This is a genomic window from Thauera butanivorans, from assembly GCF_048398245.1.
GTDB classification, from domain to species: domain Bacteria; phylum Pseudomonadota; class Gammaproteobacteria; order Burkholderiales; family Rhodocyclaceae; genus Thauera; species Thauera butanivorans.
This window is the reverse complement of record NZ_CP183038.1, coordinates 1898320-1925059: the sequence shown is the minus strand read 5'-3', so window position 1 is coordinate 1925059 and position 26740 is coordinate 1898320. Positions and strand designations below refer to the sequence as shown.

19 protein-coding genes are annotated in these 26740 nt (G+C 60.5%); 11 read left to right on the top strand and 8 right to left on the bottom strand.

Features of this window, described 5'->3' with window-relative positions; all coding sequences use genetic code 11:
* Nucleotides 1-34: 34 nt before the first annotated feature.
* From ACNQFN_RS09265 to ACNQFN_RS09250, 4 genes are all read right to left on the bottom strand, one after another.
* A complete protein-coding gene (locus ACNQFN_RS09265) occupies nucleotides 35-952 on the bottom strand; it encodes a hypothetical protein (RefSeq protein ID WP_418648636.1) in 918 nt (305 codons plus the stop codon).
* A gap of 30 nt (nucleotides 953-982) precedes the next feature.
* A complete protein-coding gene (locus ACNQFN_RS09260) occupies nucleotides 983-2482 on the bottom strand; it encodes a surface lipoprotein assembly modifier (RefSeq protein ID WP_418648635.1) in 1500 nt (499 codons plus the stop codon).
* Nucleotides 2483-2574: 92 nt separating this feature from the next.
* Nucleotides 2575-3429, bottom strand: coding sequence for a Slam-dependent surface lipoprotein (locus tag ACNQFN_RS09255; RefSeq protein ID WP_418648634.1), 855 nt, complete (start codon nucleotides 3427-3429; stop codon nucleotides 2575-2577).
* A gap of 54 nt (nucleotides 3430-3483) precedes the next feature.
* The gene (locus ACNQFN_RS09250) at nucleotides 3484-5964 is read right to left on the bottom strand and encodes a TonB-dependent receptor domain-containing protein (RefSeq protein ID WP_418648633.1); all 2481 of its coding nucleotides are present in this window, start codon (nucleotides 5962-5964) and stop codon (nucleotides 3484-3486) included.
* A 115-nt stretch (nucleotides 5965-6079) separates the two neighbouring features.
* Between ACNQFN_RS09250 and ACNQFN_RS09245 the strand changes: the two genes are divergently transcribed.
* A complete protein-coding gene (locus ACNQFN_RS09245; RefSeq protein WP_418647565.1) occupies nucleotides 6080-7306 on the top strand; it encodes an ISL3 family transposase in 1227 nt (408 codons plus the stop codon).
* Here ACNQFN_RS09245 and ACNQFN_RS09240 read toward each other — a convergent pair.
* From ACNQFN_RS09240 to ACNQFN_RS09230, 3 genes are all read right to left on the bottom strand, one after another.
* Nucleotides 7287-8147, bottom strand: a complete 861-nt coding sequence (locus tag ACNQFN_RS09240; RefSeq protein ID WP_418648632.1) for a TonB-dependent receptor plug domain-containing protein — start codon at nucleotides 8145-8147, stop codon at nucleotides 7287-7289. The two genes, ACNQFN_RS09245 and ACNQFN_RS09240, sit on opposite strands and share 20 nt — an antisense overlap.
* A 477-nt stretch (nucleotides 8148-8624) precedes the next feature.
* Entirely contained in the window at nucleotides 8625-11135 is a 2511-nt protein-coding gene (locus tag ACNQFN_RS09235; RefSeq protein ID WP_418648631.1) for an aminotransferase class III-fold pyridoxal phosphate-dependent enzyme, read from the bottom strand.
* Nucleotides 11132-13540, bottom strand: coding sequence for a hypothetical protein (locus tag ACNQFN_RS09230; RefSeq protein ID WP_418648630.1), 2409 nt, complete (start codon nucleotides 13538-13540; stop codon nucleotides 11132-11134). Before ACNQFN_RS09230 ends, ACNQFN_RS09235 begins: the two co-directional genes overlap by 4 nt.
* Before the next feature lie 575 nt (nucleotides 13541-14115).
* Between ACNQFN_RS09230 and moeB the strand changes: the two genes are divergently transcribed.
* The 8 genes from moeB (at nucleotide 14116) to ACNQFN_RS09190 (ending at nucleotide 23088) form a co-directional block, all read left to right on the top strand.
* Entirely contained in the window at nucleotides 14116-15291 is a 1176-nt protein-coding gene (gene moeB, locus ACNQFN_RS09225; RefSeq protein ID WP_418648629.1) for a molybdopterin-synthase adenylyltransferase MoeB, read from the top strand.
* A 21-nt stretch (nucleotides 15292-15312) separates the two neighbouring features.
* Nucleotides 15313-15723 carry a M67 family metallopeptidase gene (locus ACNQFN_RS09220; protein WP_418648628.1) on the top strand — a complete coding sequence of 137 codons (411 nt, stop codon included), beginning with the start codon at nucleotides 15313-15315 and terminating at the stop codon, nucleotides 15721-15723.
* A gap of 54 nt (nucleotides 15724-15777) precedes the next feature.
* On the top strand, nucleotides 15778-16050 hold the full coding sequence (locus ACNQFN_RS09215; protein WP_418648627.1) for a MoaD/ThiS family protein: 273 nt from the start codon (nucleotides 15778-15780) through the stop codon (nucleotides 16048-16050).
* A 152-nt stretch (nucleotides 16051-16202) separates the two neighbouring features.
* Nucleotides 16203-17978: a CoA transferase gene (locus tag ACNQFN_RS09210; RefSeq protein ID WP_418648626.1), complete on the top strand. Its 1776-nt coding sequence runs from the start codon at nucleotides 16203-16205 to the stop codon at nucleotides 17976-17978.
* The gene (locus ACNQFN_RS09205; RefSeq protein ID WP_418648625.1) at nucleotides 17975-19624 is read left to right on the top strand and encodes a class I adenylate-forming enzyme family protein; all 1650 of its coding nucleotides are present in this window, start codon (nucleotides 17975-17977) and stop codon (nucleotides 19622-19624) included. Before ACNQFN_RS09210 ends, ACNQFN_RS09205 begins: the two co-directional genes overlap by 4 nt.
* A 14-nt stretch (nucleotides 19625-19638) precedes the next feature.
* On the top strand, nucleotides 19639-20862 hold the full coding sequence (locus ACNQFN_RS09200) for an acyl-CoA dehydrogenase family protein (RefSeq protein WP_418648624.1): 1224 nt from the start codon (nucleotides 19639-19641) through the stop codon (nucleotides 20860-20862).
* Complete coding sequence (locus tag ACNQFN_RS09195) at nucleotides 20859-22052, top strand: CynX/NimT family MFS transporter (protein WP_418648623.1); 1194 nt, start codon at nucleotides 20859-20861, stop codon at nucleotides 22050-22052. The genes ACNQFN_RS09200 and ACNQFN_RS09195 overlap by 4 nt, the downstream gene beginning before the upstream one ends.
* Complete coding sequence (locus tag ACNQFN_RS09190; protein ID WP_418648622.1) at nucleotides 22045-23088, top strand: hypothetical protein; 1044 nt, start codon at nucleotides 22045-22047, stop codon at nucleotides 23086-23088. The genes ACNQFN_RS09195 and ACNQFN_RS09190 overlap by 8 nt, the downstream gene beginning before the upstream one ends.
* Before the next feature lie 136 nt (nucleotides 23089-23224).
* Here the strand turns inward: ACNQFN_RS09190 and ACNQFN_RS09185 are convergent, their stop codons facing one another.
* Nucleotides 23225-24196: a helix-turn-helix domain-containing protein gene (locus ACNQFN_RS09185; RefSeq protein ID WP_418648621.1), complete on the bottom strand. Its 972-nt coding sequence runs from the start codon at nucleotides 24194-24196 to the stop codon at nucleotides 23225-23227.
* Nucleotides 24197-24330: 134 nt separating this feature from the next.
* On the opposite strand from ACNQFN_RS09185, the gene ACNQFN_RS09180 reads away from it, so the two are divergent.
* Both ACNQFN_RS09180 and ACNQFN_RS09175 read left to right on the top strand, forming a co-directional pair.
* On the top strand, nucleotides 24331-25410 hold the full coding sequence (locus ACNQFN_RS09180) for a class I SAM-dependent methyltransferase (RefSeq protein WP_418648620.1): 1080 nt from the start codon (nucleotides 24331-24333) through the stop codon (nucleotides 25408-25410).
* Nucleotides 25407-26654 (top strand): MFS transporter, encoded by a 1248-nt coding sequence (locus tag ACNQFN_RS09175; RefSeq protein ID WP_418648619.1) that lies wholly within the window; start codon nucleotides 25407-25409, stop codon nucleotides 26652-26654. The genes ACNQFN_RS09180 and ACNQFN_RS09175 overlap by 4 nt, the downstream gene beginning before the upstream one ends.
* Nucleotides 26655-26740 lie beyond the last annotated feature (86 nt).

Sequence of the window (26740 nt, the reverse complement as noted above, 5' to 3'; positions counted from 1 at the left end):
CGTTCTTCCTCTCGTTGTGTCGATCCTACGACGACTACGTTGGAAGACGAAATTCGTGGGGCAGCTCAATCAGTTCGTTGGGGATATCGAGTTGTCGGGGTTTGCCGTTATCCGGGAATGACACCACAGTCGTGCTGCCAAACCCCTTGAACAACACGGTCACGCCCTTGTAAGCCGTATAACCTTCGGGGGAACGCGCATCGCTGATGGTCAGCTCATTCGGCAGCATCGTGCTATAGGGTGCCTTGGCGTAGATGATCGGGTTTTCGATACGTACCTGGGCCAGGCGCATGGAGTCGTTCAAGATATAGCCAAATGCTCCGCTGACGAACAACGGCATTATCGCTATGGTGGCAATACAAACCAGTTGAACATTCCTGAAATTCTCCACCTGCTCTGCGCGCAAGAGCCTTTCCTTTTCGGGGGTCTCGATAGCGACACTCATCAGCCGCGCATTACTGCGGTATCGTTCGCCGGCATCCATTGCTATGGAATAGAAGACATACAACAGAATCGACAGCAGCAGCATCACCCCGTAAACAAAAACATCATCCACGCCCAGCCCCAGAATGAAAATCAGGCCAATCAAGAAAAAAGGAACAGAAAACCAGTTAAAATCCGCCAACTTACACATCGGCCTCTGCGGCGCACCGCTGACCTTATCGAACAGCCTGAATATCAGTTTCAGAACAGGCCGTAAAACAGGCGACAGGCAAATCCCCAACGACAATATGAAAGCGACGAACAGCGCGTAAACCCCGCCAAAACAAGCTGCTGCCAACAGAAACAGCAGCCCATCCCCCAGAGATATCCCCTGCGGAAAATGACCAACCTGCATGGCGTAGATGATGACGCAGATGCCGCCTACAGCGACAACGAACTTGAACGCAGCGCCTGCAATTTTTGACAGGCTTTCTACGGTTGACTCGAGAGAGGAAATGACGGTTTTCATTGCAATATGTGCGTGTGTGGAACGTGTAGATCAGAAGCTCTTCTCGAACTTCAGCGCAACCTCGGTCTGGCGGTACTCATAGGCCCAGTCGATGTTGCTGTCGTTGACGGTGCGCTTGAAGTAGAGATTGGGCGTGATGCCCTTGAAAGCGAAGCGCGGCATGCCGATATTGACGATGTAGACCTGCTGGTGATCCTTGCGCTGGCCGCCAAGGAAGGCATCTGCGGCGTCATGGCGCAGACGCCGATACAGAGCCGTGGCATTGACATTGAAGCCAGTTTCGAAAATGTGATAAATGCCCAGGTTGGCCATGTACTCCTTGTTGCTCGCCGTGGATTGGGGGTGCTGTTGGCGCGTGTGGTTCAGGCCGCCATAGATCGCAGTCCGATCGCCCAGCACGTACGAAGCGAAAACACCAAGCTGGTTTTCGTCGTAGTCGTCAAAATACTGGCGTTCCTGCGCCTTGAAGCTGACATGTTTGCGCTGGGCGGTGGCACCCAGTTGCATGCGGGCCGTCAGATTATGTTTCCATTCCGCCCGCAACCCCACTGCCTGGTATCGGGAATGGCGATTCCCGTAGTTATGCTCGAATAAAGGCGCAATCAGCACGTCGTCGAGGGCGCTCAGATAATTGTAGCCTGCATAAACAATGCTTGTACTCTCGCCATAATGCACCGCACTACTACCCTCGCTCGCCTCCTTGTGCTGGCGATAGAATTTCCCGTAACTGATGCCACGAAACTGAGCATTATGGTGACCAGCCAGTTGCAGACGACGATTCAACGTCAGATCGTATACAGACGATGAGGACTTGATGGGCTCGGGCATTCTTCGAATGCTGGGGAAGCAGCCAAAAGGCGGCAGGCACTCTTCCGAGACGGTGACCATGCCATTGGCCTGGTTGATGTTGCTGTTGTATCCGACACCCAGCGACAGAGAACCGTTCCAGGAGTCGCGCTCGCGCAAGGCTCCCTGGAATCCTTCGATGACCGGCCGCACTTCGTCTGGAATGCCACTGATGGAAATCTGATCGAACAACATGCGGGATTCGTCGGACTGGTTGTCCTCGAAGTAGACGCGCGCCAGTTCCAGCCTGGCACGCACATTGTCGGGGTCGCGCTCCAATGCAGTACGCAGCTTGCCGGATGCCTCGCCATAGTTTCGTGCCTCGCGCGCCAGCATCCCCTCCGCAAGCAGAACCAGGCCCTCGTCATGGCCGGGCAATTGACCGTACTTCTCGACGAACTGACCCACCTTGGCCCACTGGCGCAGGTTCATTGCGACGTAGATGGCCGGCTTCAGGTCTTCAAGCGTGTCCTGCACAAGGTAGGTCGTCTCGCCGATGGTAATCAACGAACCTTGCCCCATCCCAGGCAGTGGAGTTTCATCGACCAGATGGGAACGCTCACGCTCCATCGCACCACGGTCGATCTGATGAAGCAGGCGGCGGGTGTCGTCATCGTCGGCATGAACACCGGTGGCAACCAGGCTGATCAACGAAAAAGTCGCGATGATTACGCGATGCAACATGAAATCTGCCTTGCAGAAAAGATTGAAATTCGGCAAATGAAGCAGGAAGGGGGATTGCTCCCCCTCCGCATGCCTTCAATCAGCAGTGCTGATCACGGACGCTTGGCCCCGCCGAAAGCCATGTCGTTGGCATGTCCGGACGGATTGTAGATGCCGGCCAGCGCGCTGGCGTTGGTGCCGTAGAAGCGCCCCTTGATCGTGCCGCTGCTGTTCTGGAACGTACCATTGGACGCGATGGTAGTGCCGCTGAAGTTCGCGCTCCAGACGGTACCGGTCAGCGTGCCGCTGGCGCCGCCATAATTGGCAGTCAGCACACCGGTGTGGACGCCGGTATGCGTATCGGGGTTGTATCGGCGAATGCCCACGACGTCATACTTGGCATTGATCAGAGTCGGCATGCTGGCCGTCGGATTCTCGCCCACATAGAACACGGTTCGACGCGAATCGGTCATGTTGAGGTTGGCATCGTGAGTCGTGCCGTTATTGCCACCGGGGGGAGCCCATTCGCCGAAGTAAACCTCCTGACCCGAAACTTTGGCGATCACCTCACCGCCAAAATACGGAAAATTGGGTGCCGGTGCGCTGATCTGACGATAGGCATAGATATCGGTGCCATTGGGGCCAGCGTACCTCCATGTTTCGGAAATCAAGGTCGACGTTCCCGGCAAATTGAGGAAGGCGTTCCCATAGCCACCGGCTAGCTTCGCGTTGGTCTGCGCGATCGGACCTGCAGCGAAGCCGACAACATATGACTGAAGTGTGGGGTCGATCGCTGCCGTCCTCGGCATGGAAACACCGGCCTTGCCTGTGGGCATACCCGGCACATTGGAACCAGTCGTCGGAACCTTGACATAAGCGGTAGACGCATCTCCTGCGACAGATTGAGCAAGCCCCGAGGTCGAAACCACAAGAGCGGCCACGGCCAAGCTCAGTTTAGCGAATTTCATGCGATTCTCCTGGTTGGTTGAAAACAGCCATTTTTCCCGAAAACGGCCAAAAAACTAGAACGCAGCGGTAATGCCCAGCGTCACGGTTCTGCCGGGTGCCGGCATGGATATGCGCGCCATGGGGTCGACGTAATAGCGATTGGTCAGATTGTTGACGGTCAGATCCACCGACAGATTGCGATCGATCGCATAGCTCGCGGAGGCATCGAATACCAAGATGGGGTTCCAATAGAATGGACGGACAAACGCTAGATAACTAACACCGTTCATCTTCTCCTCATCCTTGTTCTTGGCAGCGCTGTGGTAGGTCATGCGTCCGCTGATGCGCAGCCTGTTTTCGAGCAGGCGTGCGCCCGCATCCAGGTTGATCGAGTACTGCGGTTGAAGGGCGGTGCGGGCAAAAGTCAGGGGGAATCCACCATCCACGCAAACGGGGACCCGGTTATAGACTGCGTCCAAGAAAGAAGCGTAATCCTTGTCGCAAAGCTTCTGCTTCAGGCGGTAGGTTGCACCGAAATTGACGTGATATTTCCCGGTATCGAAGCGGCTTTGCAACTCCATGCCCGCGAGCTTTTTCTCTTTGAACTGGACGATGTTGAAAAAGTAATCACGATCGATGTAATCCTCGATGCGGTTGTTGAAGTAATTGACCCGGAAGTCGGCGTATTCCAGTTCAGGCAACCAAGGACGTAAATTCTGCACATAACCGATTTCCCAATTGTAGGCATGCTCAGGACCGGTAGCCCTGGTGGTCTGGCTGCCATACCCCCATGCGCCCTGGGTGGCTTCATGCAGATTCGGGAAACGAACGAACTCGCTGTAGCGTGCATATACACGTGCACTGTCAGTCAAGAAAATCGACGCAGCAAGTTGTGGAGCCCAGCCATGGCCTCGAATTTTCCCGGGCTGCTGCCAAGGGTCCATATCGGCAGGCAGGGCGCCGTACTTAGAGGGGTGCAAGTTAATATAACGATTTGCTTTGCCAGTCGGGGATTGCGCGGTATCGACCTGCTCGTCAGGATCGATCGTTCCATTCCTGAATGGGTTGGCGTCGGCGAATCCCTTGTGAGTGCCGACATTGGGGAAACGGATATCTATAGACTCCCTATCATTCGGCTGAGAATAACGCACACCGTTTATTTTGTCATAGTCGGCATAGACTTCAGGAGTAGGCGCCCAACTCAAGAACTCGTTCAGATCCTCTGGATGATCCTGGAGCATTTCATACATCTCATGCCATTCCGCCATGACCCGCTGATCCAATGCCGCAGCCTCAGCATCTGACAGAATTTCTTGATAGCCGACAAACACACCATTGGCGGTTAGAGACCGCTGCGCTTCCCAGCCGGGTTCCCGTGCCGCTCGCTTTCTGGATATGAGGTCATCATGGGCCCAATAATCGGAGTATCGGTAGCCTCCGCTGATCTGCAGCCAACTGGTCGCGGCCCAATCGAAAATGAATTGCAGATTGTATTGCTCCCGCCGCCCCGAGCGAGGGCCGAGATAATTGCCGCCATAGGAGTATTCATGCCCGCCAACCAGGTTCTGGCCGGAGGCATCCCATTGGTTCAGACGCTCACGGGTAAAATCACCGCCAGCAGTCAAGCTGAACGCGGGATGCAGTTTGAAGCGATTGCTGACATTGACGCCCCAGCGATCATGTTTGCTGATTTGCAGCGCGGCAGGAATGATGTTGTAGTGACCATCGGTATTGGGAAGTTTTTCGGGAACTTGATTCGGTACCCCGACACAATGCTCAGGTGGAGCATTCCTGACGTGGCAACGCACGTAGTCATCCCAAGCATTGTCCGATACCTTGCCGTTCACGCCGTTGGCGGTGAGGCCGTAGACACCCAGGCCGTTTTGATGGCGACGAGTGTTGCTTTTCGTCATCCATACATTGGCATCCAGATTCACCCACTTGTTTCCTTCGGGTTTCAGCTCATATCCAAGGCTGAACGTATCCTGCTTGGTATTGCTGTACGGCCACTGCCCCTGCTGGCCTTCGCGGCCATTGCGGACGAAGTAATTGACGAGATAGGAAACGCTTTCACCGAACGTATGGTTCATGTGCATATAGTTCAATTTGAGCGTCTGGTCGTGGGGCAGCCGCAATACACCTTTCAGCAGCGTGGATTCGAGTTCGCTGGAAGTGTTCGCGACCTCTTTCCCGGCCTGAAAGTAGTTGGCGACATAAGAAATCGGAATCTGACCCGAACCCTCCGTGCTACTCAGGCTATCCGTCAGTTCGGCGAACCATGCGTCTGTCTCGTACTTTTTTGCACCGCCTTTGCCACTGTAGTAGTTGCCGCGGCTGCGATAGCTGTATGCGGCGAGCAGGTCGAAATTTTCCTTCTTTGCCGCCAGCGCGAGACGAAAGGATTTGTCATTGAAATTTAGATCTTTTCCACTGCCTCTTTTGAATTTTGAGTGGGTGATGCACGATTCGGGTTGCCGGGCCGTTGGGGTCAAGGGCGGGCGCAGCCCGGCGTAGCGAACCCTTGACGCCAAGGGGCCGGCGGTACGCTGGTCCATGGCTGGATGCAGCGCAGTTGGGCATCCAGCCATGGAGACAAGTGCGGCGGGGTGTGCTTCGGACGCAGTGCAGTACCGTCGCCGGTTTTTTGACTCTCTGTAGATCTGACACGTTATGCATGCAAAGTTGTTCGAGGCCGCACTGGGCATCACCGATCCATGGCGCGTGGCCGGGGTCGATTTCGACGCCGCCAAGAAGGTACTGACGATCTCGGTGGACTTCGTTGCGGGCAGCCGCTTCGAGGTGTCGGGCGTGGCCGGAGCGCATCCGGCGCATGACACGGTCGCCAAGCGCTACCGGCACCTGAACTTCTTCCAGCATGAGTGCTATCTTGAGGTACGCGTGCCGCGTGTGCGTCTTCCAGACGGCGGCATCCGTCAGGTCGAACCCGACTGGGCCGGCAAGCTCGCCGGCTTCACGCTGCTGTTCGAGGCGCTGATCCTGACGCTCGCACGTGAGATGCCCTTCGCGGCGGTCGCGCGTGTCGTGGGCTTGTCCTGGCACCGCGTGGCCGCGATCTGCAAGCGCTACGTGGCTCTGGCACTGGCTCAGGCCGACTTCTCCGAGGTCAAGCGCCTGGCCGCGGATGAGACCTCGCGCGCCCGCGGCCATGACTACATCACTCTGGTGGCCGATGCCGACGCTCGACGCGTGCTCTTCGTCACCGAGGGGCGCGATGCGGCCACGATCGCAGCGTTCGCTGAGGATCTGAAGGACCATGGCGGTAACGCGCTGGCGATCGAATCGATCTCGATCGACATGTCGCCGGCCTTCATCAAAGGCGTGACCGCCAACCTGCCCAACGCCACCATCACCTTCGACAAGTTTCACGTTATCGCCCACGCCAGCGCCGCCGTCGACAAGATGCGCCGCATCGAGCAACGTACCGACCCCTCGCTCAAGGGGCTGCGCTGGAAGCTGCTGAGGGACCGCGATGCACTCGCGCCCGCTGCAAAAGCTGACCTTGATGCGTTGGTTGCCCAAGTGGCCACCAAGCGCACCGCGCGGGCCTGGCTCTACAAGGAGCAACTGCGCGAGATCCTCAACCGCAAGCAGGTCAATGTCGTGCGCGACATGCTCTGGCAATGGACTGTCAACGTCATGCGCTCCAAGGTCGAGCCAATGAAGGCGGTGGCCAAGATGATCCGCAAACACCTTGAGGGCATCGTCGCCTGGACTCGCACCCGCCAGACCAACGGCTTCCTTGAGGCCATCAACGGCCTGTTCCAAGCGGCCAAGCGCAAGGCGCGTGGCTACGCCAGCTTCTCTACCATTCGCACAATGGTGTTCCTGCTCGCCGGCAAGCTGGACTTCGGAAAACTCAATCAGCATGCAACCTGACCCACTCGGTTTTCAAAAGAGCCTTTCCACTCGATCCGCTGCGCGGTGTAATGTCCGTATCGTGAGGACCAGGGGGAATGACCAGCAGGTATCCGCTATAGGTTGCATAAGCCCCTGGGATATCCCTGTAGTCCTTGCCGAAGTTGCTGAAGCTGCTCTCGTTGGGCTTCACCGAATTCGAGGCCGTACTGGCCTTGATCTCGATGCCAAAGGTTTCTCCAGGCCGAACAATGTCGTCAGGTTCCAAGGTGCGAACCTGTATCGAACCACCAATTCCGCTCGATACGCCTGGCGTCATCGAAGGACCTTTTTCTGCCATGACACTGCCGACCAGATTCGGGTCCAGATAGTTGCGGTTAGCCACGCCTGCGGGACCCAGCCATACCGAGGTAGCTTGCTCGGTTCCGTCTATGGTGACCGGAATGCGTCCCCCGCCCTGCAGGCCACGAATGTTCGGGTCGAGTGCACCACTATTGCGGCTGTCACCGCTATAGACGCCATTCAGGCCATTGAGCAAATCCCCTACCGAGTTGACCTTGTAGCGCTCGATCTCTTCCTTGCCCTGATAGACGTTCACCACGTCTTTCTCGAACACCTCATTTCTGCCTCTCTCATCCTGGCTCTCATGCTGCCCCGTCACGACGACGCTCTTCATCACCGTCTCGCCGTCCTCGTGCCTCTCCTGTGCGCCGCCTTTTTTTTCGTCATGGCCATTCGTCGTCACGACACCGGTGACTTCATCGGCATGGCTCGGCGCCCCCTGCATCAGCGCGAGCCCCACACATATGACGAATGGCCTCAGTCTTGGGGAGATGGCGGACTTTCTGGTTATGGACAGCATGACAAGTGATTCCTTTATCAGCGATGGCTGCTCTGCGCGTCTGCTGGCGCACAGGTCGACAGTGATTTGGGACAAACGGAACGACTCCCTGGGCGCAGCGGGACTCGTTCATCCCTACTGCAATCCCGCGGTGCGGTCTCCATCCGGTCAGCGGTTCGGTCCGACGCTTCCGTATGGCATGAATGCTACCCTCAAATGAGAACGCGTCTCATGTAGATATCTATGCGATGCGCACTGATTTCTATGCGGATTGCGAGAACTGAAGCTGCAAACCAGTACAGAACGAGAGACAGCCCTTCGCCGACATCGCCTTGCCGTCCATACAAAAACGGCAGCAATCAACGCTCAGGCTGAAGGTCAGGAATCAAATAAGAACTAAACTTGCTCTCATATTGCATATGGAGCTGAGCAATACCCACCGACCGCGTACTCATATGCGAAGCGGAGAGAAACTATTCATACATAACGCAAGCTGCGTCAGGCCTCGAATGTGGCCAGATCCGCACATACTGCGCGGAATGCGGCCAGGAAGCGGTCCGCCTCCTCCATCGTCAGCACCAACGGCGGTTGGATGCGCATGACGCGGTTGTTGTTGGCAGTCACGAAAGTCAGAACACCATGCTCTTTCGATAGTTTGGTCATGAAGCGAAGGACGAACATGTCCTCCAGACTCGCCTCCAGTTCGCGCATGGCAGCTTCGAGGTGGAAACGGGCTTTGCCCGGCATCATGCGGTAAGTGGCTGCGACCTTGGCAGGAATGCGGCTGGTCATCTCGCGCACGAGCGCATCAAGCCCTTCAGTCACGTCGTTCTGGAACTCGATGGCGATCATCAGCCCGCGTCCGCGCACTGCGCGAATGAAGTAATACTGACTGGCCAGCTCTTCCAGCCCCGCTTTGAGGTATCCGCCCACTTGGACCGCATTGTCTGCCAGGCCGTCCTGTTCGATGACGTCCAGCGAGGCCAAAGCTGCGGCAGCCGCGAAGTTGCCTCCGCCGAAGGTCGAGGTATGCAAAGCGAAGGTGTCGATGCTTCCATAGGCGCGCTGCCAAAGCTCCTTCTTCGATAGCGTCGCGCCGATGGGCACGACACCGCCCGAGAGCGACTTGGATAGCACAAGAATGTCCGGAGCGACGTTTTCCCATTCGCACGCAAACATCTTTCCTGTCCGGCCCAGGCCGGTCTGGATTTCGTCGAGTATCCACACGCATTCGTGCTTGTCGCAGAGCGTGCGCACAGCCGACAGGTAGCCGTCGGGTGGGATGACGACGCCTCCTTCTCCCTGAATCGGCTCCATGATGAAGGCAGCTACGTCTCCCTTCTCCAAGCGGCAGCGCAGCGCCTCCACGTCGCCGAATGGCAATTCCTCGCATCGGGGAAGCAATGGTTCGAAAGGCTCGCGATGCTTTGCCCGGCCAGTCACGGACAAGGCGCCGAGCGTCTTGCCGTGATACCCATTGGCGCAGTACAGCACCGTGGGTCTGCTGCTGGCGGCGAGCGCCAGCTTCAGTGCTGCCTCTATGGCTTCTGTGCCGGAGTTGCTGAAGAACACGCGCTCCAGATTGTCCGGTGCAAGCTCTGCCAGACGTTTGGCCAGAAGGCTGCTTTGCATAGGCGCAGACAGGTACTGCACAAAGACGGGGTATTGCAGTTGCAGGTGTCGCTGCAAAGCAGCGCTGATGCCGGGATGATTGTGGCCAGTGTTCAGGCAACCATAACCGGCAACGAAGTCCAGGTAGCGGTTCCCGTCCAGATCGGTCAACCAGCAGCCTTCGCCGTGGCAAAAAACCCGTTCCACATGGTTGAACTGATAAAACTCCCGGAGTACCGGATTGATATGGGTGCCAAAGCAGCGCAGCACCTCCGCGCGCATCGCCACCGTATCCTCGTCGCTGGCGCTACTGCGCACTGGTGAACCTGGCCGGTGAAAGCGCGCCAGTTCGTGGAAGCGGGTGTCCGTCACAGCCTCTCCGCCTGACACGATGGGATGGGGTAGAAAGCCATGACGTTCGGCGATACGGCCGATCTCCAACACGCGATCGGCAGGAAGCTCGCGACCGATCGAGAATGGTTCGGCGCGACCTTCCAACGCCAGAATCATGGTCTCTGCCAGGCATCCGTTGAGGTTGCGTTTGGGGTCCAGTCCGAGCGCCAGAGCACCGAAGCTGACAGAAGCCACCGCCGACACGAGACCCCCATCTACAATCAGAATATCGTCGCGCAGGTGTGCCCCCGGCAGCACATCCTTGGGTAGCGCCGTATCAATGACGACAGTGCCGGGCATGAGGCGCGCAGGGTCGAGTACCCCGCCGCTAGACGTGGCAGTGACGAAGAACCGTACATCTCCATAGCATTCATCCACATGCCCATGAAGCAGCACCTGGCGATGGTGCTGCGATGGCAGATCCTCCAGCGAAGGCCGTGTTTGGTTTCTGTGCACGAGCCGCAGACGGCAGCCCAGAGTGGCTAGCAGCCTGGCGACGGCAAGCGCAATGGAACCTGGATATCCCAGGATGGCAACCTCGGAATCCTCGGGTGCGACACCCAATGCGGCCATGCTGTCGAGCAGATTCCGATAGGCAGCATAGGCGGTCAGGGAATTGCCTGTGGTCACGGGGATTGATGCCCGTCCCAGTGTCTGCAATCCCCGATTACCCACGATCGCGGTAAAGCCCCCCAGGCCGACCAACTCCGCTCCCTGGACTTGGAGCGCGTTGACACCCTCGAGCACCCGTTCGGCGATGACGCGAGGCTGCGCAAGCATCTGCTCTGCCGTCAACGGCATGAACTGAAGCGTCCCTTCGCAATGCTTTCCACATGCGCTGACGATCCGGCCAAATTCCGCGAAGGGAACCAGGTTACGGCGCTTCCACAGACCGGGGTCATAGCCCTCTGCCTGCTCCCCGCGCATTCGGTCTGCAATATCCACCAATTTGACCTGATGCAGCAGGCCTTTCGATGTGGGGTGTGCGATGAAACCGAACTTCATACTGTCCTCTCTGCCGTAACACGGCTCCAACTTGTTTCTGACACCAGGCTTAGGCCATCGCCTTCCGAGTTGTGCCCCAACCAGACATCGAAGAAATTCAACTGTCCCGGCGCAGTCAGGGCCTCGCGCAGGGTCGCGGCGCAGAACTGGCGTATGCAAGCCCGATGTACCCGGACGGAACCAGACCGTGTCTCCTGCGCCTCGACGTGCTCGAACATGGGCACGTTCACCTGCGTGGCCCCATTCAGGGCATATCGCTTGTCAAGGTACGTCTGAATCATCGACAGGACGCCATTGGTCAAATAGAAGACCGTAATATTTCGCTGCCGGGAGGCAAGGCCATGCGCGGCGCACATCGCCAACCGCTGCTCCACGTTTGGTACGAGTGCGCGGGCACCATCGCCAACGAATGCGAGCACATTGTGTTCATTCTTCAATGCGATGTAGGGCAGCGACATGAGCGCGTCACCCATCAAGGCGCGGCCATACCAGCCAGAGAACCCGGCGTCCGTGCGCGGCACATTGCGCACCGCGGACAGACCGCAACGGCCAACGTCATAGACGCCCGTATACCGATATCCATCCTCGATCAGCTCGTTCACAAGTTGCCCGAGCCGGTAGAAGAAATAGTTCGGAGTCATCGGCATGGTTTCGATCCGATCACTGGGCAGCATGTCTTCGATGCTTCGCAACCATTCCAGCCTGGCCTGCCGGCGACGCAACACCTCGGGCTCCACCTGGATTCTTGCCTCCAGATAGTCGAGGAATACATCGAGCGAAACATCAAGCGGCAATCGCGTAAAGGGGGCAATGTGCGCGGCGTTGTGGTTCACCTGTGCGACTTGGAAATTGCGCTTGAGCCGACCTTCTGAATAGGGAGTTGCAGATTGGTCCACCTTGCTCTTGAGGAAAAAAAGCCAAGGAATTTCCGCGTTTCCCGGCTCAGCGGTTCTGTCTTCCAGAAAAGCATGGATACGACGCGTGAAGCCATACATGGACAGCGTTCCCAGGTAATTCGGCACCGGCCTTCCGTCTTGATAGGCCACTACACCGCCCGGGCTGATGATGGTATCCGCCAGTGCGATACCCGCTCGGCCGGCCAGCCGCGTGACGCGATCGCGCTCGGAAGGCGTCAGCCGACCACACTGCCAAAGCACCCTCGCGTCGCTTTTGTTCAGTACGTTCACGGCGATGTCCAGTCGCTGCCGTTGCGCATCCGATAGCGCGCACGAACCGGGCACCGACACGACCGGATGGGAAGGCAGAGCGGTCGCGATCTGTGTCCTCGATTCGAGGACGCTTTGTGTGGCGAAAAGAAAGGTGGGAGCGGGATGTTCGTCCAGCGCATGAAAAGCGCCATCAAGGCAAGCTGCAATATCCTCGGGCCGGCGCATGAAGCTATGCCACAAGCCGCGGGCCTCAATCACCTGATGACCATTGTTGTCCGCGTCGATGGTGCCCTGGAAGGCATACCACACCGTTTCTGGGGAGTCGGCGCACACAATCAAGCCTGGCGCGCCCGCGCGCTTGAGATTTGCCAGCGTGCCGCGCGCCTCGTCGATCATGCCCGACGTGATTGCAATCACGTAAGCCCGACCGTACAACTGCCAGCCGGCCAGCGCGCTGACAGCCAAAGAATGTTCATTGCAGCCGGTATAGCAACCAACCGGCGTCCCGTGAGTCAAGCCTTGCATGGAGTCGATGAAGCCCGCCACCATCGAGCCGGTGAAGAAGTGGAAGTCCCACCGGTCCTTCCAACGATTCTGCATCAGCCGATACACTTCCTGCGCGACGGCGACCGGCTCTTCGGTCTGTTGGGTCGTGCGTGCCAGGAGTCGATTGAAATAGGCATGCTCCAAGTGATCAACCAGTAATCGCAGCAGATCGGCGCGCCGCTGCGTCTCTTGCGGATGGGGTACCCGAATCAATCGGTTCCCACCCAACAGGCACATCCATTTCCCTAGACACTCCTCCTGGCACAACAACATCGCGGAGCACGGCGACAGCCTGGCATCGGTCCAATCGGTCATGAGCGGCAGGAAGGGATCGCCGGCGACGTCAGGGTCGTCATTGCGGGCATCCAGTAGCACGCATTCGGTGCAGGCTTGTCGTTCAGGCACGCCCAGTGCCTGCTTGGCTGCGGGAATTGACGAGAAGCATTGCAGTTCGAGAGATAACGGCGCTGCACCATCCGCTTGCGATTGGAGATAACGGCTCGCTTGAAAAAGGACCTGCCGATAGAGGCCGTTAAGGTCAATCTTCGGCGCCTCCGACAGAATGCCGGCGCCAGTGCCTCGAAGCAGGTTGTTCAAGGTGTCCAGCACGGCCCCGAGGTCTTGCGCCAACCCGTCATCCTGACTGACAAGACACACGCCAATGGTTCGTGCTTCCCTCACTGCCAACATGGGATTTACCTCCTTCATTACCGGGTCGGCACCGTTTCGTGCCGAAGATTGGTCCGCTGTAAGCATTGCCTCCGCGGTGGTACCAACGCTGTGTCGGACCCGCCACGCCAGCAGGAAAGCGCACAGCACAGCACACTGGCCTTCAACGTCCTGCGGCGCATCCTGCCGCGCGCACTCGTCACCACCATCCGTACTCCAATCTCGTGGTGGCGGCCTCTATCCGGTCAGCGGCTCGATCCGACACTTCCGTATGGCATGAATGCTATCCGCAAATGAGAACTGGTCTCATGTATATATCTATGTGATGAGCACGGATTTCTATGCGGACTGCGAGAGGTGACGCCGCAGGGCGCTACAGAACGGGAGGTACCTCCATCCGCCCTTCCCCCGCTTGTTGCCCATAGCCCGCACGGACGGCAGTAGGCGCTGCTCGGCAAGGTGAACTGAAGGACTGGATGGCTGCCGACCAACCGCATAGTTTTTTGTGCTGACAGCATATGAAACAGGCATCCATGACGCGGCCAATCACTTTATCATTAATGACAATCATTATCAGTTGTAACGGAGAAAGTGATATGCCCTTACCCCCTCTGGTGGCTCCTGCTACGGAACTGAGCCGTGAAGAAATCAACCGCTACAGCCGTCATCTGCTGATTCCCGATGTCGGCATGCTTGGCCAGCGCCGGCTGAAGAATGCGCGAGTGCTGGTCATCGGCGCAGGTGGATTGGGCTCCCCCACCCTGCTCTACCTTGCCGCAGCTGGTGTCGGCACCATCGGCATCATCGACTTCGACCGTGTGGATGATTCCAACCTCCAGCGCCAGGTCATCCACGGCGTGGATACCGTCGGCAAGCTGAAGGTCGAAAGCGCCAGCCAGGCCATTGCGCGGCTGAATCCCCATGTACGGGTGGAGACCTTCACGGACCGCCTGGAGCGGGACATGGCGGTGGACCTGTTCTCACGCTTCGACCTGATCCTGGACGGCACCGACAACTTCGCCACGCGCTATCTGGTCAACGATGCCTGCGTGCTGGCAGACAAGCCCTACGTGTGGGGTTCGATCTTCCGCTTCGAAGGCCAGGTTTCCGTGTTCTGGGAGAACGCGCCCGACGGCCGCGGACTGAACTACCGCGACCTGTACCCGGAACCCCCGCCACCGGAGATGTCGCCGTCATGCGCCGAAGGCGGCGTGCTCGGCATCCTGTGCGCGTCCATCGGCTCCATCATGGCGACCGAGGCCGTCAAGCTCATCACCGGGATCGGCGAACCCTTGCTCGGGCGCCTCGTGGCCTACGACGCACTGGAAATGCGTTATCGCGAGCTGCCGTTACGCCGCCTGCCCGGCAGGGAGCCGATCACCGCGCTGGCCGAGGACTACCAGGCGTTCTGCAATCTGGGGGCGCCCGCCGGCAACGCCGATGCTTCTCTGCCGAGCATCACGGCAGCCGAGCTGAAGACCTTGATGGACCAGCAGAAGATGCCGATCCTGATCGACGTCAGGGAGCCCACCGAATGGGACATCGTCCGCATTCCGGGCGCCACCTTGATTCCCAAGTCTCCCACCGTGGCGCAAACATTGCTGCGGGAATACGGGCACGACGCCGATCTGGTGATCAGTTGCAAGAGCGGCAAGCGCTCTGCCGATGTGGTGTCTGAGCTCCAGCAGCTTGGCATGCGCAATGTCCGTACGCTGGAAGAAGGGGTACTGGCATGGGTCAGGGATATCGACCCTTCGCTGCCCAGCTATTGATGTCCGGAGCCCCTGAGAACCATGGCGCTGCACATCAAGCATCAGGTGCTGGAGCAGATTCTCGCCCAGGCGCGCAGAGATCATCCACTGGAGACCTGCGGCATCGTGTCTTCCGTTCCAGGCAGCACGGTGGCGTCCAGGCTCGTGCCAATGCGCAACCAGGCCGCTTCCGAGACGTTTTTCCTGTTCGATTCCCGGGAGCAATTCCGGGTGTTTCGGGAGCTGGATGAGCGTGACGAGGCGTGCCGGGTGATCTATCACTCGCATACCGCCAGCGAAGCCTATCCCAGCCGCGAAGACATCGAGTACGCCCACAGCCCCGAAGCGCATTACCTGATCGTTTCGACCTGGGATGCAGCCCGAGTGCCCGTCCGGAGTTTCCGGCTGTGCAACGGAAGCGTGACTGAAGAAAGCATCTCCATGATGGAGTAGCCATTCCCGTTTTTCAAAAACATCGAGCCCAGTGATGGGCAGAAGGAGTCCTGCATGTCGATTTTGGTAGTTGTTCCTACTCTGTTGCGCCCCCTGACCAATGGCGAAAAGAGGGTTTCCGCTCAAGGCAGTTCAGTGGCGGAAGTCATCGATCACCTGGAGAGCCAGTTCCCCGGGATCAAGGCTAAGCTCGTCCATGGCGACCGGGTGCATCGCTTCGTGAATGTCTACATCAATGAAGATGACATTCGCTTTGCCGATGGTCTCGATACACCGGTCAAGGCCGGCGACACCCTGACCGTGCTGCCTGCAGTCGCCGGCGGCTGATCCATTTCCATCCATTCGAGAAAAAACGCCTCTTGCCAATGCGTACAGAGGCGCCACACGACGCTTTGCTTGCTGCTTCCGATATGCCGCCCCTGTTGACTCAATTCTCCCTGACGCATGCGCTGGCGTCGCCACTGCCGAAGTGGAAGGCCATGCAGACATCCCTGGCCGGACAGGCTCGCGCTCTGGGTATCCAGCAGTCTGCCGCCGGCCCAGCCACAAACTCCGACGATGCTGCATTCGTGCTGGCACACCCGGCACTTTCCTCCATCCAGGTCCGCTACACCTCGCCGGCCAACTGGCTGCCGGTGGCAAGCCTCTCCGAACTGCTCGTACAGGCCACCTGCGGCATCATGTCGGTGCACGGCCGGGCCAGCGGCAAGGCACAGCCTCTGGGGGTGAATTACCTGGCCGCACTGACCAGTGCCATGGCCTTGCAAGCCACGCTGGCCGCTGCCGTCGGCCAATTGCGCGGCGGCACATTCCGTGAGGTCCGGGTATCACCGCTGGGCTGCGGATTGCTCAGCATCGGCCAATACCTGGCGGGCGCCACTGCACCCGAAGACCGCGAGCAGCTCCTGCCGGGCGGTACTGACGCCCGTCTGCGTCCGCCTTTCCGCTCTGCCGACGGGATCTCCTTCGAACTCGAAACGCTGGACAGCGGACCGTGGCGATGCTTCTGGGAAAGCATCGGCATCGGCCGGGATCTGGCCGGCGTGGCCTGGCGAGCCTTTCTTCTTCGCTATGCGCGGGCGGTGTCGCCGCTGCCCGCCGAATGCCACGAGGCCCTGGCAGACCTACCCTACGAACGCATTCAGCACCTGGCCGAGCAGGCAGGTGTGGCCACCGTGCCGGTACGCACGGCGGCACAGCGCCGCCAGGACGCGGATTACGGGCAGATGGAGGATTCACCATGGGATTTCTCCCTTCCTTCTGCAACTCCCGAACAGCAGGAGGCTGCTCGCGAGCGCAAGGCTGCAGCGGGGAGCTTGCCACTGGCAGGTGTGAAGGTCGTCGAGTCGTGCCGGCGCATCCAGGGGCCGCTGGCAGGGCATCTGCTGGCACTGCTGGGCGCCGAAGTCATCCGCCTGGAACCGCCAGGCGGCGATCCGCTGCGTGCCATGCCGCCATGCGCCGACGGCTGCTCGGTCCGCTTCGACGCCTTGAACCATCTCAAGCATGTCCAGGAAGTGGACATCAAGTCTCCTGCAGGGCGGCGGCTGATTCATGAGCTGGTTGGCGAATCCGACGTGTTCCTGCACAACTGGGCGCCCGGAAAGGCACAGGAGTTGATGCTGGACGCAGCGCATCTGCACCGTGTCCAGCCACGGCTGGTGTACGCCTACGCCGGTGGCTGGGGCAATGCCCCGGTCGGCGCGCCCGGCACCGATTTCACCGTGCAGGCATGGTCGGGCGTGGCCGATGCCATCGCCACCGCTTCAGGCACGCATGGCGGCTCCCTGTTCACGGTGCTGGACGTGCTGGGTGGCGTGCTCGCAAGCCTGGGCGTGACTGCCGCCTTGCTGAAATGCAGCGTCGAAGGTACGGGTGTCCAGGTCGAAAGCTCGCTTCTGGGCGCGGGCGACTTGCTGCTGCGAGACGGCGAGGACAGAGCTGCTGAATTTCTGTGCGGAGTGCATCCCACCCGCTCGGGCCTGATCGCCATCGATTGCCGGGAGCCCGCTCAATTGCAGTCATTGAGCGCGCTGCTCGATCTGCCGGCCTCTTCCAGCCCCAGCCCGGCATTGCTGACCGAACGCTTGCGCAGGCTCCCTGCAAACGAATGGGAGCCACTGATGATTTCACGCGGTATCGGCGCATGCGCGGTCGCCGAAGACCTCGGCCTTGTCGCTGTCGATTCCCGCTTCGCCGAATGCCTGGACCACCGGGCTTATTCCTTCGTCAAATCCCCCTGGAGCTTCCCATGAACAACGCTGGCATCATCGATCTGGTTCCCGCCGAGGAACGCAAACGCTGGGCACAAGACGGCACCTATCCGAACCAGCCCGTTTTCACGCTATTCGTCGCCAAGGCGAAGGAACACCCGGACAAGGAAGCCGTGCTGTCACCGCAGGGCAACGTGAGCTACGGCCAGTTGCTCGACGCTTCGCTGCGGCTGGCGCGCAGCCTGCGCGACGCCGGCATCGTTGCGGGCGACGTCGTGGCTTACCAGTTGACCAACCACTGGCTGTGCTGCGCAATCGACCTCGCGGTGGCGGCACTCGGTGCCATCGTCGCTCCCTTCCCGCCTGGCCGGGGCAAGCTCGACATTCAATCCCTGGTGCGTCGCTGCGACGCGCGGGCGGTTATCGTGCCGGAAGAATACGCCGGCATCGACCTGTGCGAAATCATCGAGTCGCTTCGCCCCACGCTGTTGTCGATGCGCCTACTGATCGTCCAGGGAAAACCGCGCGCAGGTTGGTCGACACTGGATGCATTGATGGATGTCGAACCCCTGGACACCGAGATCCTGCCCGAGGTGTGCCCGAACTCTCCGGTGCGCCTGCTGGTTTCGTCCGGTACGGAATCGGAACCCAAGCTGGTGGCCTACTCGCACAACGCGCTGGTGGGCGGGCGTGGGCGCTTCCTGCAGCGAATCGCTCCGGCTGGCGAGGAGTTCCGAGGCATGTACCTCGTTCCGCTGGGCTCTTCGTTCGGTTCGACCGCCACCTTCGGCGTCCTGTGCTGGCTGGGCGGATCACTGGTGGTGCTGCCCAAGTTCGACGTCGCCGAGACCATCGACGCGATCCAGACATTCCGGCCCAGCTTCATTCTCGGCGTACCGACGATGCTGCAGCGCATTGCCGCCGACCCCGCGCTGGCGAGCATCGACAAATCCAGCCTGCGCGGTCTGGTCGTTGGCGGCTCGGTCATCGACGAAGCCACCGTACGCAAATGTTGCGATGCCTTCGGCTGCGGCTTCATCAGCCTCTATGGCTCCGCCGATGGAGTGAACTGCCACAACACCCTGGACGACCCCATCGATGTGGTGCTGAGCAGCGTCGGCAAACCCAACCCTTCCGTGTGCGAAATCCGCCTGGTCGACGATGAAGGCAAGGAAGTGCCCCAGGGCGAAATCGGCGAGATCACCGCGCGCGGGCCGCTGAGCCCGATGCAATACGTCAATGCTCCCGAACTGGATGCCCTGTACCGCGATCCGCAAGGCTGGGTCAAGACAGGAGACCTCGGCTTCATCGATGCCGAGGGCCGTCTGGTGCTGGCCGGCCGCAAGAAGGACATCATTATCCGCGGCGGCGCCAACATCAGCCCGGTGCAGATCGAAGGACTGGTGATGTCGCACCCGGATGTCGTGACCGTGGCGTGCGTACCTGTCCCCGATGCGGACCTGGGGCAGAGGGTATGCCTGTGCGTCACCCTGCGTGCTGGCGCAGCGAAATTCTCGCTGAAGGAGATCACCGACTTCCTGCGTGCCAAGGGCCTGGAGGTCAACAAGCTGCCGGAATACCTGCGCTTCTACCGCAGCCTGCCACTGACACCTGCAGGCAAGATCGACAAGAAGGCATTGGCCAGCGAGGTCGAAGCGCTCGGCATGGATACGGCCGCAGCGGCCTGAGCAGACGGTTGAAAATGATGATCGGAAAACAACATCCCGCATTCGCGGCAAACGAGTTGGCACAACGCGTCCGGCGATTCGTCGATGATCACATCCTCCCCAGCGAGCCATTGCTCGCTGGGGAGGATGACAGCGCCCGGAAATTGGCCGGAAGCCTGTCGGGGCGGGCCAGGGAAGCATCGGTATTCGGCAATTTCTATCCGCCTGAGCATTCGGACCATCTGGCGAATCTGACGGACTACATCGCAGTGGCGGAGCAGGAAGGGCGTTCGGAATACGCGCCGGGCATCCTGGGCGCCGATGCAACGCTGGATGCCTACATGCTCAAGCGCCATGCCAGCCCCGTCATTCGCGAACGCTTCTTTCTGCCGCTCGTGCAGGGGTACGCGGTCTCGAGCTATGGCATGTCGGAACCCGACAGCATCGGCTCGATTCCGGCGACCATGACCTGCCGGGCCGAACTGCGTGATGGCATCTGGCACATCACGGGCCGCAAATGGTTCATCTGCCGTTCCCAGGTCGCAGATTTCGTCACGGTCGTCACACGCACCACCGACGGCCCGGTAGCACAATCCCTGTCCATGATCGTGGTGCCGACCGACTCGCCCGGCTTCGAGGTGGTGCGTCCCTTGCCACTGCTGGGACGCGACCAGGGCCAGGCCGAACTGGCGTTCAACGACGTGCAGGTGCCGTACGACCATGTTCTCGGCCAGCCCGGCCAGGGCATTGCCCTGATGCAGGAGCGCCTGGGCCTGGGCAGGCTGCTGCGGTCCGCACACTGGCTGGGACAGGCGCAACGCTGCTTCGAATTGATGTGCGAGCGGGTACATTCACCCAAGGGCCATCTGGCTAGGCTGGCCGACAAGCAATTGGTGCGTGCGCGAATCTATCGGGTGTATCGCGGCATCGCCACCGCCAGGGCACTGGTGCTGGACGCCGCACGCAAGTTCGATGCAGGCATCGCCAACAGCATCGAAGTCAATCTAGCAAAGCTGGCCGCCTCGGATGCCGTGAGCGAAGCGGCCGACAACGCGATCCAGGTCATGGGAGCGGAAGGACTCAGCGACTGGACACCACTGGCGAATATCTACCGCAATGCCCGGACCACCCATATCCTGGACGGTACCGACGACGCGTTGATCAGTACTATCGGGCGACAACTGCTGAACGCCACCGCGCCTGGTGCCAGCTTCGACCCGGCATGCCCCTCGCTGCGATTGTCCAGGGCTGCCGAATGACCGGGGCGAGCGCGCATCCATCTTCATTGGCGGGGCTCACCAGCCTGATGGTGATGGCAATGGGCATGCCGATGATGGTTTTCTACGCCATAGGCATGCTTGGACCGGAACTGGTCGCCGACCTTGCGATCTCGCGCGAGCAACTGGGCTGGCTCACCGCCAGCACTTTCGGGCTCGCGGCGATTCTGTCCCCCTGGGCCGGCGCATTGGTACAACGGATCGGTAGCCGCACGGGATTGACGGCGCTATTCCTGCTGGTGGGTCTGTCGTTTTCATTGATGGCCGTCCTTCCCGGATTCGGCGGCCTGGTCACGGCATTGCTGTTCTGCGGAGTCGCCCAATCCCTGGCAAACCCTGCCACGAACCAGGCCATTGCGCATACCGTGCCTGCAGCCCGGAAAGCCGGCGTCGTCGGCCTCAAGCAATCCGGCGTGCAGGCATCAGCGCTGCTGGCCGGCGTGGCACTGCCGCCGCTGGTCGTGCTTTGGGGCTGGCGCGGCGCCCTGGCCGTGTGGGTTCCCCTGGCATTGCTGATGGCCGTATCGGTAGCACGCCTGGTGCCGGCATCGCCAGCGGCAGATCGCCCTCCTGCCCTGTCCGTGCAGTTGCCCAACAGCTGGCTGGCAACGCTGATGGCCATTCAGCTCTGCGCCGGACTGGCCTTGTCCTCATTCATGACTTTCCTCGGTGTGTATGCCGATCAGTTGGGAATATCGGCCCGGGCCATCGGCGCACTGGTGGCGTGCTTCGGCATCATGGGCATCCTGTCCCGGGTCTTGCTGACACCGCTCGGCTCCAGGCTGCGAGACGAAAGCGCGCTGCTGGGCGCGCTGTTCGTTCTCGCCAGTGTTGCGTTGGCAGCGATGCGGCAAGCCAGTGCCGAACAGCATTGGCTGGTGTGGGTCGGCGTGATCGGCATGGGGCTGACCGTGGTCGCCACCAACGCGATCGCCATGAGCATGTTGCTGCGCGATCAGCGATTCGGTGCCGCCGCCGCTTCCGCCGCCATGCTGTCGGTAGGCTTCTTCGGCGGCTTCGCACTCGGCCCACCGGCATTCGGCTGGCTGCTGGCACGCGAAGGCTTTGCCGTCGCCTGGCTGGGCCTCATCGCCATTCTGCTGACAGGAGGTTTTCTGTGCCTGCTGTTATGGCATCTGCGCAAGGAAGTTCCAGGACACATCCATGAATGACAAAAACACCAATCATCAAGACGCCATTCACGCTCTTTTCAAACGCATGGATGGTATCGCTGAGCAATGCGGCGACCGCTTTCCCTTGTTCCGGGCAGACAAAAGCACGCAATGGACACTATCCAGGCGAGGCTCATGGCTCGGCGGCTTCTGGGCAGGCCTGTGGTGGCTTCGCGCAGCCTATTACGGCAAGCAAAATGATCTCGACATCGCCAGAACCTGGTCCGCGCGACTGGAATCATCCTTGTCCGAAGCATCGGTAAACCGCAGCTTCGTCTTCTGGTACGGCGCTGCCAGCAACCGTGCATGCAACACCGGGAACGCCATTCGGCAGCTTGCAACCCGGGCCGCACAAGCGATCGCAGTGGATTTCGATCCGTCGATGGAAGCCTGGCCCGTAGGGCCAGGCATGGGAGTCGGCGGCGCAGGAGTCCATCGAATCAACGTCGATGCGTTGGCTCCGACACTGGCCTTGCTGCACGGCTATGGCGATGCCGACGGAGCCACGAAAGCAAACCGACACCTGCAGACCTGCCTGCGTCACTTGACCACGGACCATGGCGCCTGGCGAACCAACGCGATTCGGAATGCAGACGGCACGATTTCCAGGGATGAGGCAGGAGTCTGGCCGCGCGGTCAGGCCTGGGGAATGCTGGGTATGGCTGAAGCCGTCCGCCTGTATGGCCCCTCCTACCGAAATGCAGCATTACAGGCGTGCAACTATTGGATGCAACGCTGGGGACGCGATCAGGACACGGAAAATACACCACCGAAGATACTGAACGACCCGTCCGCGCATGCCATTGCCGCCGTCGCGATGCTCAGACTGTACCCCCTGGTACCTGATCAGCACTGGCTGCTCCGCCAATCGCATGCACAGATTGCTTCGATACTTTGCTCCAGCAAGATCGCCGAAACCGGCCAATTCGTCGGCCATCTCTACCACACCGGCGCCGATGGCGAGCAACTGGTCGAATCCGCATGCGCCACGTTCTTCCTGCTGGAAGCCCTGCTCAGCATGCACGGGAATACTTAGCCCGGATCTTTCATAGTCGGAGAAACCTTGAGCACCTTTCTGCCTATATCCGAACGTGGTTCAGCCTGCGCACCACTCCCATCCTGTTGGCATACGGTTGCCATGTGAGATACGGCAACGCCGGTGAGACGGCTTTTCAGCTCTCTATCGCCCGCTTGCCGAACATCGCCTTGGGCGATTTGCCATGGTAGCGGGTAAAAGCGACGGTGAAGTTGTTGGCGTATTTGTAGCCCACTTGCCAGGCGACCTGAGAGACCCGCTGGCCGGACTCCAGCAGCGCAGCGGCCTTGACCATGCGCAGTTCGAGCAGCAGTTCGGCCGGCGTGGCGTTGTAGAGGTAGAGCATGCCGTCCTTGAGCTTGTTCTTGTTGATGCCGACGAGCGTGGCGAGGTAATCGAGCGTCAGGGGCTTGTCGATGTTTTCGCTCATGGTCTGCCGGGCGCGCTCGATGCGTTCAATTTCGGACGGCGAGAATGGGGACGCCTGACCGCTGTGCTGCGGCGCCAGCAGGCTGAACTGTTCGTTGAGCAGGCTGAGGGTGTGGATGTGCAGGTCCAGGCGCGATAGCTGGCTCTGGCATGGCAGCAGGTGGCTAAGCAACGCCTTGGCGTGTGCCATGGCAGCGGGCGTGCTGGCACGGAAGGCCAGGCGGCTGAGCTGCCTGGAGCCGAGGATTTCGGCGGCACGCTGCTGGCCGACGTATTTGCAGATCAGCGACTCGTGCGCCACGACCCGCAGTTGCGACACGGTTTCTCCCGCCTCGTAGCGCCGCACGCCCGGGATGGCACGGAACGACGAAATGGTCGTATGGCCCTGCTGGAACTCCAGATTGGTGGAGTCCTGCCCCTCGTAGCATGAGCGGCCTTTCATGCCCAGGGTGATGACCATCACGCGGCCATCGTGCGGCCCGTTGCTCTCTTCGATCAGTGGCACGCTGGGGGTGTAGCTGAGCCGGCTCAGGCCGAGCCCGGGTTCCAGTTCGACGAAGTCCTGGTGGCAGTGACCCAGTTCCTCCGGCAGTTGCAGCCGGGTCCTGCCTCCACCGAGGGTGCTGCAGATGCGGGGTTCATCCAGCCTCAGCCGGCAGCAGTTGTTGCGCACACCCATATCTGTTCCGCCTCTCCCGTCTTTCGCATAGATATTCGTGCCCTTCGCATACTGAGCATGGGAATCATTCCCACTAATATAGCCCATCGCTCATAGCCGACCAAGATCAGGGAAGCACAACCCGGATATCGACCATGACTCACATCAGCCACGAACAATTTGCCGCCCTGCCCTCATCCCCGATCCCAGCGCGGATGCAGTCCTGTTGGGACGCCCAACTGGCCTGTCAGGATGCCGACGTGCTGAGCCTGGCGCTGGAGCTGGAGCTATTCGCCCATCTGGATGAATTTGCCAGGCCCGAAGAAGTTGCGGCGCGGCTGGGGCTGGCGCCGGCCAATACCTGTCTGTTCCTGGAAATGCTGGGCAGCATGGGCATGCTGGAGCAAGGGCCTGCACACATGGATTCACCGGCATTCCCGTCGAACTGCTACCGGACCCATCCCGAGATGCAACCCTACCTGCATCCGGCTTCGCCGCTCTATCTCGGCGATGCCTTGCAGTTCCGCCACAAGGTGCTGTGCCGCTGCCGCAACCAGCTCGAAACCCTGCTGCGCGAAGGGCCCCCGGACAAGGAAGACGTGCCCGACGAGATTGCGCAACAAGCCTGGGCCAGGGCCGCGCAAGTGCAGATCGCGCAGGAGCAGCGCGCCGTGACCGTGCCGGTGGCACGCCGGATCGCGGGCCAGCTTGCCGACCGCCAAGGCTGGCGGACAATGCTGGACCTGGGCGGCGGCCCCGGCCTGGTGGCGATCGCGCTGGCGCAGGACCTGCCGGCGCTGTCCGGCGTGGTATTCGACTACCCCGCGGTGGCCGCGGTGGCGCAGCAGAACATCGAAGCGGCCGGCCTGCAGCAACGCTTGCGCGGCGTCGGCGGCAACCTGGCGCATGAGGATTTCGGCCACGGCTACGACCTGATCTGGTGCTCTTCGGTGCTGCATTTCGTGCCGGACACCATGTCCATCCTGAAGCGCCTCCATGCGGCGCTGAACCCCGGCGGCATGCTGCTGTGCGCCCATGCCGAAGCCGGCGGACGCCGCGTGCTGCAGTACTACCTGCGCATGCGGATGCAGGGCCGGCAGGTCCTGGCCGAAGGCGAACTGGCGAAGCTGCTGCACGAAGCGGGATTCAGTGAGGTGACGACCCGCACCGATGTGGATTTCCCGGTGGCGCCCGTCACCGTCCTGGCTGCACGAAAAGGAGAAGATCTTTCATGACCAAAGCCCGCCTGTTCGGCCTGCAACTGATGTTCGGCTGGATGAACCTGGTCTTGGCCATTCCCAGTATCTACCTGATGTTCGGCATGCCGCTGGTGATGCGCCAGCATGGCTGGAGCGGCACCGAGATCGGGCTGTTCCAGTTGGCGGCGCTGCCTGCCATCTTCAAGTTCCTGTTTGCCGTGCCGGTGCAGCGCGTGCGGCTGGGACGGGGACATTTCGTGCATTGGCTGCTGCTGCTCAGCATGTCGATGCTGGCGCTGTACTGGCTGATCGGGCGGCAGAACCTGATCGAGGACCGCGTGCTGTTGTTCACGCTGACCTTTGCCATCAGCATCGCTGCGACGTGGGCGGACATTCCGCTGAATGCACTGGCTGTGCAATGGCTGCCCCGCAGCGAGCAACTGCGCGCGGGTAGCATCCGCTCGGCCGCCCTGTTCCTCGGCGCGATCATCGGCGGCGGCGTCATGATCGTGGTGCAGTCGCGCATGGGCTGGCAGATGCCTTTCTGGATCATGGGCGCCGGCCTGCTGCTCGGCTGCCTGCCCTTCGTCCTGCTGCGTTCGCGCGCGGCGCTGCCCGAGCCCGCAGCAGGCGGCGATGCACCGCTGCCCGGCGTGGTCGCCGACTGGGCAGGCTTCTTCAAGCAGCCGGGCGCGCGGCAATGGAGCCTGATGCTGCTGACCAGCTTCCCCTTCATCGGCGCGGCGTGGCTGTACCTCAAGCCGCTGATGCTGGACATGGGCATGCCGCTGGAACGGGTGGCCTTCATCGTCGGCATCGTCGGCGGCGTGACCGGCGCCTTGTTCAGCCTGATCGGCGGACGCCTCGTGCCGGTGCTGGGTACGGCACGCGCCATCGTGCTGTACCTGCTGGCGGCCTTGTGCTCGCTGCTGCTGTTGACCGTCGTGGTGTGGGCCAAGCTCGGTCCCGGCTGGCTGATTGCCAGCGCGATCGGCGTGGCCGCGAGCATGGGGGCCGTATCGGCATTGATGTTCGGCCTGACGATGTTCTTCACCCGCCGCCAGCGCAACGCCTCGGACTACGGCCTGCAGACCACGCTGTTCACCGCCGCCCGGATGGCCGTCCCGATTGCCGCCGGCATGCTGCTCGACCGCCTGGGCTACAACGGCATGCTGGTGGGTTTGACGCTCGGCGTGCTGTTCGCCTTCGGCCTGGCTTGGCAGGTGCGCGGCAAGGTGGGGGATTCGGCAAGGGCGGTGCTGGCCGGCGAGGTGGATTGAAGATGGTGGCGGCCTCCCCTCGGCCCCGTCACCGTTGATTCCCGCTTCGCTGCACGTCCGGGCCGCAGAGCCTGTTACTTCGTCAA

Bases quoted from the DNA above. Each gene is read 5' to 3' on its own strand.
- ACNQFN_RS09200 (WP_418648624.1), top strand. From the start codon at position 19,639: ATGATGATCGGAAAACAACATCCCGCATTCGCGGCAAACGAGTTGGCA.
- ACNQFN_RS09255 (WP_418648634.1), bottom strand. From the start codon at position 3,429: ATGAAATTCGCTAAACTGAGCTTGGCCGTGGCCGCTCTTGTGGTTTCG.
- moeB (WP_418648629.1), top strand. From the start codon at position 14,116: ATGCCCTTACCCCCTCTGGTGGCTCCTGCTACGGAACTGAGCCGTGAA.
- ACNQFN_RS09215 (WP_418648627.1), top strand. From the start codon at position 15,778: ATGTCGATTTTGGTAGTTGTTCCTACTCTGTTGCGCCCCCTGACCAAT.
- ACNQFN_RS09240 (WP_418648632.1), bottom strand. From the start codon at position 8,147: ATGCTGTCCATAACCAGAAAGTCCGCCATCTCCCCAAGACTGAGGCCA.
- ACNQFN_RS09230 (WP_418648630.1), bottom strand. From the start codon at position 13,540: ATGTTGGCAGTGAGGGAAGCACGAACCATTGGCGTGTGTCTTGTCAGT.
- ACNQFN_RS09190 (WP_418648622.1), top strand. From the start codon at position 22,045: ATGAATGACAAAAACACCAATCATCAAGACGCCATTCACGCTCTTTTC.
- ACNQFN_RS09175 (WP_418648619.1), top strand. From the start codon at position 25,407: ATGACCAAAGCCCGCCTGTTCGGCCTGCAACTGATGTTCGGCTGGATG.
- ACNQFN_RS09265 (WP_418648636.1), bottom strand. From the start codon at position 952: ATGAAAACCGTCATTTCCTCTCTCGAGTCAACCGTAGAAAGCCTGTCA.
- ACNQFN_RS09205 (WP_418648625.1), top strand. From the start codon at position 17,975: ATGAACAACGCTGGCATCATCGATCTGGTTCCCGCCGAGGAACGCAAA.
- ACNQFN_RS09220 (WP_418648628.1), top strand. From the start codon at position 15,313: ATGGCGCTGCACATCAAGCATCAGGTGCTGGAGCAGATTCTCGCCCAG.
- ACNQFN_RS09180 (WP_418648620.1), top strand. From the start codon at position 24,331: ATGACTCACATCAGCCACGAACAATTTGCCGCCCTGCCCTCATCCCCG.
- ACNQFN_RS09260 (WP_418648635.1), bottom strand. From the start codon at position 2,482: ATGTTGCATCGCGTAATCATCGCGACTTTTTCGTTGATCAGCCTGGTT.
- ACNQFN_RS09195 (WP_418648623.1), top strand. From the start codon at position 20,859: ATGACCGGGGCGAGCGCGCATCCATCTTCATTGGCGGGGCTCACCAGC.
- ACNQFN_RS09185 (WP_418648621.1), bottom strand. From the start codon at position 24,196: ATGGGTGTGCGCAACAACTGCTGCCGGCTGAGGCTGGATGAACCCCGC.
- ACNQFN_RS09235 (WP_418648631.1), bottom strand. From the start codon at position 11,135: ATGAAGTTCGGTTTCATCGCACACCCCACATCGAAAGGCCTGCTGCAT.
- ACNQFN_RS09245 (WP_418647565.1), top strand. From the start codon at position 6,080: ATGCATGCAAAGTTGTTCGAGGCCGCACTGGGCATCACCGATCCATGG.
- ACNQFN_RS09250 (WP_418648633.1), bottom strand. From the start codon at position 5,964: ATGGACCAGCGTACCGCCGGCCCCTTGGCGTCAAGGGTTCGCTACGCC.
- ACNQFN_RS09210 (WP_418648626.1), top strand. From the start codon at position 16,203: ATGCAGACATCCCTGGCCGGACAGGCTCGCGCTCTGGGTATCCAGCAG.